We start from the raw sequence: 6,938 nt of genomic DNA, 5'->3' as shown, positions 1-6,938 counted from the left end.
GCCCGCCGAACGGGCGGCCGTCCTCGCCGAGTTGGCTGCGGCCGGTGTCGCGGTCGTGCCGCTGCCCGCCACGGACCTCTTCCTCGGCGGCCGCGGCGACGACACGGCCGTGCGCCGCGGCCTCGCCCCCGTGCGGGAGCTGTGGGAGGCGGGCGTGCTCACGGCCTGCGCCACCAACAACATCCGCAACGCCTTCACCCCGTACGGCACCGGTGACGTCCTGGAGACGGCGCTGCTGCTCGCGCGGCTCGCCCACCTGTCGGGCCCGTCCGACCTGCGCCGGGTGCTGCGCATGGTGACGTACGACGCGGCGCGGGTGATCGGGATCCCGGAGGCGGACTACGGGGTGCGCGAGGGCGCGGTGGCCGACCTCGTGGTGCTCGACACCCGGGACCACGACGCCGTGCTCCTGGAACGTCCGGTACGGACCGCGGTCGTCAAGTCGGGCCGCGTGGTGGCCCGTTCGGTGTTCACGACGGAGCTCGACGACACGCTCGTCGCGGGCATGGAGGCATGAGATGACCGAGACGACCACTCCTGTGGACCCGACCGTGACCGACGCGCCTGCGGTGCGCGAGCGGATACCGCACGAGGTCGTGGCGTCGGTGCTCGCGGCGACCACCGCGTTCGTCGGCGGCACCGCACTGCACCTGCCGCCGTGGGCGATCTTCATCTCATGGGCGGGTACGTTCCTGCTCGGCGGCCCGAACCTCCCGAACGCGCGGCGGCTGTGGCTCGCGATGCCGGTGGGTTCCACGTACGCGCTGGTCATCGTGGTGTTCGAGAAGCACCTGGGGACCACTTTCGGCGACGGCCAGTTCGCGCAGAACGCGTTCGGGGCGGTGTGCATCCTCGTCGTCAACACGACGCTCATGTACACGGGCCGGCTGAAGCTCTTCTCCCTGATCCCCGGCATGTTCTTCGGCTTCGCGAGCTACTTCGCGACGTTCTTCGGAGGGTTCGGCTACGACGCGGGCAACCCGTGGGCGGCGTGGGTGTGCGTGGTCGCCATGAACGCGCTGGGCCCGGTCTACGCCTATCTGTCGCGCCGCCTCGCGTTCCCCGTACACGACGCCTCCTGAACGATCAAAACGCTCAACTTGGCCGATCCTCTTGAGCGTTTGATTCAACGGGTGCTAGAAACCGCTTACTCACAGCGGTCACTCCAGCATCCCGGAGCCCTTCATGACGTCGCAGTCGTCCCCGTCCGCACCCGCCCCCTCCTGGTCCCGTCGCGGCTTCCTCGCCTCGACCGCGGCCGCCGGCGCCGTACTCGCCGTCGGACTCCCCCACCGGGCGGTGGCCGCCGACGGGGACGGCGCGGCGGCGGCCGGCGACGAGTTCGCCGCGCTGCGGGCCAAGTGGCGGACCCTGTATCTCGGCGAGGGGTTCAGCCCGACCGCCGAACCGTTCAAGTCCAAGCTCGCGACGCTCGGGACCCAGGCGAAGGGGCTGCGCGACACGATGGCCCCGGCGGACGGTTCGCTGTGGCCGGACGCGGTGTTCGGCGACCCCGATCCCGACACGGACACCGAGTCGTACGCCTACTCGGAGAAGATCCAGACCAGTTACGAGCGGGTGCGGGTGATGGCCGAGGCCTTCTGCCAGCCCGGCACCGGCCTCACCGGCGACGCGTCCCTCAAGACGGCCGTCCTCACGGCCGTCGACCACCTGGGCACCCAGGTCTTCAACGCGACCCAGGCGCAGTACGGGAATTGGTACAACTTCCAGATAGGCGCCCCGCAGCGGCTGCTCGACATCGCGGTCCTGATGTACGAGCACCTGAGCACCGCGCAGCTGACGGCCGCGGTCGAGGCGGTCGACCACTTCGTGCCGGACTCCCTGGTCGCGGAGTACACCGGCACCAGCACCGGCGCCAACCGCATCGACCTGTGCCGCGTCCTCGCACTGCGCGGCATCCTCGACGGCACGGCGGCGAAGGTCGCGCTGGCCCGGGACGCCATCGCGCCCGTCTTCCCGTACGTCACCTCGGGCGACGGCCTCTACGCGGACGGCTCGCTGATCCAGCACACCTACGTCCCGTACACCGGCTCGTACGGCGCGGTCCTGATCGACGGCCTGAGCAAGCTGTTCGCGCTGCTCGGCGACTCCACCTGGGCGATCACGGACAGCGGGCGGCAGATCTTCCTGGACTCCGTGGAGGACGCCTACGCGCCGTTCCTGCACGACGGCCTGTCCCTCGACAACGTGGCGGGCCGCGCCATCAGCCGGGGCCTGGTCGCCACCGACCCGCTGAAGATCCAGCAGGACGACCACTCCCGGGGCCACGGCATCATCGCGTCGGTCCTGCTGCTCGGGCAGGGCGCGAGCGACGAGGAGAACGCGCGCTGGCAGGCGCTCGCCAAGGGCTGGTTCACCCGTGACCGCTACAGCGACGTGACCTCGGGCCGCACGCTCGGCGTGGCCGCGCTCTCGAGGGTCACGGCCGTGCTCGACGACTCCGCCGTGCGGCCGGCGGCCGAGCCGACCGGGCACCGCCTCTTTCCCTCGATGGCACGGGCCACGCACCGCACGAAGCGGTTCACGGCGTCGGTGTCGATGTCCTCGAAGGCGATCACGTTCTACGAGAACGGCAACGGCGAGAACGTCCGCGGCTGGCACACCGGTTCGGGAATGCTGTACTGGTGGGCCGAGGGCGACAGCGCCGGCGGCGGCCAGTACAGCGACGGCTACTGGCCGACCGTGGACCCCTACCGGCTGCCCGGCACTACGGTCTCGCGCAAGCAGCTCGCGGACGCGGAGGGCGGTGCGTGGGGTGCGGCGCGCCCGGACACGACCTGGGTGGGCGGCGCGACCGACGGCACGTATGCCGCGCTCGCGCAGGACACGCGCGGCCTGTCCTCGACTCTCAAGGCCAAGAAGTCCTGGTTCTTCCTCGACGACACGGTGGTGTGCCTGGGCGCGGGCATCACGAGCGCCGACGGCGCCGGGGTGGAGAGCGTCCTGGACACCCGTAACCTGGGGGCTTTTGGCACGGCACGCCTGAGCGTCGACGGCCGCACACAGCCGACGGCGCACCCGTGGAACGCGGCGTTCCCGCGGGCCCGTTGGGCTCACGTGGCCGGACACGGCGGCTACGTCTTCCCCGGGGGCACGTCCCTGACGGCGCTGCGCGAGGAGCGGACCGGCACCTGGCAGAGCATCAACGGCGGCGGCGCGAAGGACCCCGTGACGCGCCGGTACGTGTCCCTGCTCGCCGACCACGGAACCGACCCGACGGATGCCTCGTACGCCTACATGCTGATGCCGGGAGCGAGCGAACTGCGCACCGCGGCCCGGGCGTTGGACCGTCATTGGCTGGACGTGACCGCCAACTCCGCTGCACATCAGGGCGTTCGGGTGCCGTCGCTCGGTGTCACCGCGGTGACGTTCTGGGAGCCGGGGACGGTCGGCAAGGTGACGGTGGACGCCCCGCTGATCGTGCAGATCCGCGAGAAGCGTGACGGTACGGCGACGGTGTCCGTCAGCGATCCCAACCGCGCGGTGAAGGCGGCCACGCTGACCTGGCGGCGCCCCGTGAGGTCGGTGACGTCGAAGCCGGGTTCGGTGACCGCCGCCCGGCCGGGACGGGAGCTGAAGCTCACGTTCGGCGATCTGAGCACGACCGGCGGCGTGACGCAGAAGGTGACCGTCAGGCTCGGCTGAGCGGCGCGCCGCACGAGGCCCGGATGCGCAACTCCGGGAGAATCTCGATGTGTTGTCCCGGCTCACGGGTTCCTGACGGCTCGGTGAGCCGGGACAGCAGCAGTTCGGCGGCGCGCCGGCCCACGGTCCGCTTGGCCGGTGCGACCGCCGTCAGCGGCAGATCGGCGAGGGCCGCCACCTCGTCGTCGTACGTGATGACGGACAGGTCCTCGGGAACGCGCACGCCGTGCGCCCGCAGCCGCGGCACGAGGACGATCGCGTCGGCGTCGCTGTGCAGGATCGCGGCGCTCGCGCCGTGCTCCTCGATGGCCTCGCGCAGGTACGCGAAGGTCCGCTCGAACCGCTCCGCCTCGGTGGCCGGGGGCTGTCGCGCCGGGGACGACGCGGGGGCGGGGCGCAGGCCGAGGGCCTCCACGGCCGCGTCGTAGCCGCGTCGCAGCCGGACGCTGGTGGGCGACTCCTGGGCCGCGAGGACGACGCAACGGTGGCCGAGCGAGGCCAGGTGGCGCACTGCCTCGGCGGCGCCGTGGGCATGGTCCGAGCGGACCCGGTCGAGGGCGGCGGCGGGGTGCCCGTGCGGCGCCGACCGTTCGACGAGGACGATCGGCACGGGGCGCTCGGTGATCCTCAACCCCTCGCCGGGACCCGGTACGCCACGGTCCCAACTGGGCGTCAGGAGCAGCCCGTCGACGCCCGCCGCGAGCAGCCGGTCGACCTGGACGGAGTCCTCACCGGGCAGGTACCGGGACAGGGCGACGACGAGGCGCGCACCACGCTCCTCCACCGCCTCGCGGGCGCCGCGCACCACGTCCGCGTAGTAGTACTCGGTCGTCGGCACCACCATGCCGACGACGGCGCCCTCCTTCAACTGACCGACCTTCACCGGGAGTTCGCCCGTCTCTCCCGGCCACACCACGGCGCCGTGCAGCCGCTGCAGCCTGCCCTGTGCGGCGAGGGTCTCCACGTCGCGGCGCAAGGTGACCGGGGAGACTCCCAGTTCCCGGGCGAGGTCGGCGACGCGCAGGGTGCCGCGCTCGCGCAGCAGTTCCAGGACGCGCCCGTGGCGCCGGTCGACGTGCAGCCGCATGAGTGAGGCCCCTCCCCGTTGCTCCCTGCCACGATCCGCCTGCTGTCGGCGGCGGCCGCGTCATCGTATCGATCGCTTGCGCTCAGAACGATCCGTACGGCGGGCCGGAGTGGGGCTTGCGCACCATGAAGACATCGACCGGATCCTCTGATTCCAGGAGGAAACCGTGCCGTTCGTACAGGCGGCGGGCGGGGCTGCCCCGCAGGACGTTCAGCCGGACGACCCGGGACTCGGCGTCCGCCCGCTCCAGCAGGGCGGCGAGGACCGCCGATCCGAGCCCGCGTCCGTGCAGCGCGGGCGAGAGGAAGAAGTGCTCCAGCCACAGCTCGTCCCCGTCGGGCCGCAGCGCGACGCACCCGGCGAACGCCGCTTCCACCTCGATGATCCAGGCCACATCCGGGAGGTAGGCGTCCCGGAAGCGCCGGCGCACGCGGTCCGGGTCGTAGCGGCCGAGCCGTTCGAGGTCCGGGCGCATCACGACGGCGCGCAGTTCGACGATGACCTCGACGTCGTCGGGGCGCGCGGGCCGCAGCGCCCAGACGGGCAGGGCAGCAGGGTTCGTACTGTCGTTCACTTCGGCAGTATTTCAGCGTCCATCGGGCCCGGATGATCTAACGTCGCGTGATGTTCACCATCGAGGAACGGGACAGGGTCCGCACCCGGCTGCTCGCACTCGCCGAGGCCGATCCGGACGTGACCGGCGCGGCCGTCACCGGCTCGTACGCCCTGGACGGCGGCGACCGCTGGTCGGACATCGACCTGGTGCTGGGCGTGCGGAGCGACGTCCCGCACACCGTGGAGCACTGGACGGGGCTGCTGTACGCGGAGTTCGGGGCACTGCACCACTGGGACCTGGCGGCCGGGGCCATGGTCTACCGCGTGTTCCTGCTGCCCGGCGGCCTGGAAGTGGATCTGGGGTTCGCCCCGCGGGAGGAGTTCGCGCCGCGCGGGCCGAGCTGGCGGACGGTCTTCGGGACCCCGGGAGCGGCGCGCGAGCCGTCGCCGCCCGAGCAGGGGCAGCTCGCCGGGCTCGGCTGGCACCACGCCCTGCACGCCCGCGCGTGTGTGGAGCGCGGCAGGCTCTGGCAGGCCGAGCATTGGATCGGGGCGCTGCGCGGGCAGGTGCTCGCCCTGGCCTGCACCCGGCTCGGACTGCCCGCGGCGTACGCGAAGGGCGCGCACCTGCTGCCGGACGAGGTGACGTCCGCCCTCACGGGAACGCTGGTGCGGTCACTGGAGGAGGCCGAGCTGCGCCGGGCGCTGCGCGCCGCCTCCGACGCCTTCGTGGCAGAACTCGCCGTGACGGAACCGGACTTGGCGAGGTCCCTCGCACCGCTCCTGCGGGAGTCCGGGCAGGTCTGAGCGGTCGGACGTCTCGGCTGGCCGAAAGGGGTGCAGCGGCCACCGGCGCACCCGCGCCGCGGCCTCGCGCGCCGGGAACACCGATCCGCGCACTCCTCCTGATCAGCGATTGAACGCGGTCGTGCCCTCCGCAAGTGTGGATCACGTCCTCGCCGCACCCGAGGACACGACCGGAAGCGATCCGATCACCACGGGAGAAGAACACATGGCCTCCATGACCACCCGACGCGCGCTCGCCCTCGGCGGCGCGAGCGCGGCACTCCTGTCCGCCACCCTTCTGGGCGCCGCACCCGCACTCGCGGACACGGCCGTCGTCGCCTGGACGCACGGAGACGTGCACGCAGGCCCGGCCCGCGGCGAACGCGTCGTGAGCTTCGTCAACCCCAACTACAGCTACACCGGCGAGTGCTGGCTCGAAGGGGACCTCGTCAACGACCACGGCATCAGCAACCGCAACTGGGTCCGGCTCAAGCTCAACAGCGGCGGCACCGGCTACGTCAGCGCCGTCTATCTGAAGGGCAACGACAAGGGCAACGTGCCCAACCACTGCTGAACACCTCCCCGCACGGCCACGGCGCCTTCCCCACGGGGAGGCGCCGTTTCTGCGTTCGCCCCCATTCACCCTGCCGTCACCGGGAGTTCCATCACGGCGTCGAACGTGTGCGCAGTCACCCCGCAGTTCACCGGTCAAGCGCCCTGGAGGCCCCATGTCCCCGCTCGTCCCCGGCACGCGCCGCGTCCGCCGTACCGTCGCCGTGGGGGTGCCGCTCGCCGCACTGGTCGCGCTCGCCGTGGCCGGGACCGCCACCGGCGCGCCGACCGG

At 72.2% G+C, this 6,938-nt stretch carries 7 protein-coding genes; 5 read left to right on the top strand and 2 right to left on the bottom strand.

Annotated features, from left to right (window positions below):
• The 3 genes from G3I40_RS14875 to G3I40_RS14865 all read left to right on the top strand — a co-directional run.
• The coding region (locus G3I40_RS14875; RefSeq protein ID WP_164302649.1) for an amidohydrolase family protein at positions 1-517 on the top strand (517 nt) is incomplete at its 5' end.
• A gap of 1 nt (position 518) precedes the next feature.
• The gene (locus tag G3I40_RS14870; RefSeq protein WP_203644082.1) at positions 519-1,082 is read left to right on the top strand and encodes a DUF1097 domain-containing protein; all 564 of its coding nucleotides are present in this window, start codon (positions 519-521) and stop codon (positions 1,080-1,082) included.
• A 103-nt stretch (positions 1,083-1,185) separates the two neighbouring features.
• Positions 1,186-3,666 carry a polysaccharide lyase 8 family protein gene (locus G3I40_RS14865; RefSeq protein WP_164302648.1) on the top strand — a complete coding sequence of 827 codons (2,481 nt, stop codon included), beginning with the start codon at positions 1,186-1,188 and terminating at the stop codon, positions 3,664-3,666.
• On the opposite strand, the gene G3I40_RS14860 is transcribed toward G3I40_RS14865, so the two are convergent.
• Together G3I40_RS14860 and G3I40_RS14855 are read right to left on the bottom strand one after the other, a co-directional pair.
• Positions 3,653-4,753 (bottom strand): substrate-binding domain-containing protein, encoded by a 1,101-nt coding sequence (locus G3I40_RS14860; RefSeq protein WP_164302647.1) that lies wholly within the window; start codon positions 4,751-4,753, stop codon positions 3,653-3,655. The two genes, G3I40_RS14865 and G3I40_RS14860, sit on opposite strands and share 14 nt — an antisense overlap.
• A gap of 82 nt (positions 4,754-4,835) precedes the next feature.
• Entirely contained in the window at positions 4,836-5,300 is a 465-nt protein-coding gene (locus G3I40_RS14855; protein WP_164302650.1) for a GNAT family N-acetyltransferase, read from the bottom strand.
• A gap of 77 nt (positions 5,301-5,377) precedes the next feature.
• On the opposite strand from G3I40_RS14855, the gene G3I40_RS14850 reads away from it, so the two are divergent.
• A complete protein-coding gene (locus G3I40_RS14850) occupies positions 5,378-6,115 on the top strand; it encodes a hypothetical protein (RefSeq protein ID WP_164302646.1) in 738 nt (245 codons plus the stop codon).
• Positions 6,116-6,320: 205 nt separating this feature from the next.
• The gene (locus tag G3I40_RS14845; RefSeq protein WP_164302645.1) at positions 6,321-6,668 is read left to right on the top strand and encodes an SH3 domain-containing protein; all 348 of its coding nucleotides are present in this window, start codon (positions 6,321-6,323) and stop codon (positions 6,666-6,668) included.
• Positions 6,669-6,938 lie beyond the last annotated feature (270 nt).

The organism is Streptomyces sp. SID14478 (genome assembly GCF_010548525.1).
Lineage (GTDB): Bacteria > Actinomycetota > Actinomycetes > Streptomycetales > Streptomycetaceae > Streptomyces.
Note: the sequence above shows the minus strand (reverse complement) of the source record. Positions and strands in the feature narration are given on the sequence as shown.

What these genes read in the sequence shown, in the direction of transcription:
- G3I40_RS14870 (WP_203644082.1), top strand. Translation starts at nt 519, where the DNA reads ATGACCGAGACGACCACTCCTGTGGACCCGACCGTGACCGACGCGCCT.
- G3I40_RS14865 (WP_164302648.1), top strand. Translation starts at nt 1,186, where the DNA reads ATGACGTCGCAGTCGTCCCCGTCCGCACCCGCCCCCTCCTGGTCCCGT.
- G3I40_RS14860 (WP_164302647.1), bottom strand. Translation starts at nt 4,753, where the DNA reads ATGCGGCTGCACGTCGACCGGCGCCACGGGCGCGTCCTGGAACTGCTG.
- G3I40_RS14850 (WP_164302646.1), top strand. Translation starts at nt 5,378, where the DNA reads ATGTTCACCATCGAGGAACGGGACAGGGTCCGCACCCGGCTGCTCGCA.
- G3I40_RS14845 (WP_164302645.1), top strand. Translation starts at nt 6,321, where the DNA reads ATGGCCTCCATGACCACCCGACGCGCGCTCGCCCTCGGCGGCGCGAGC.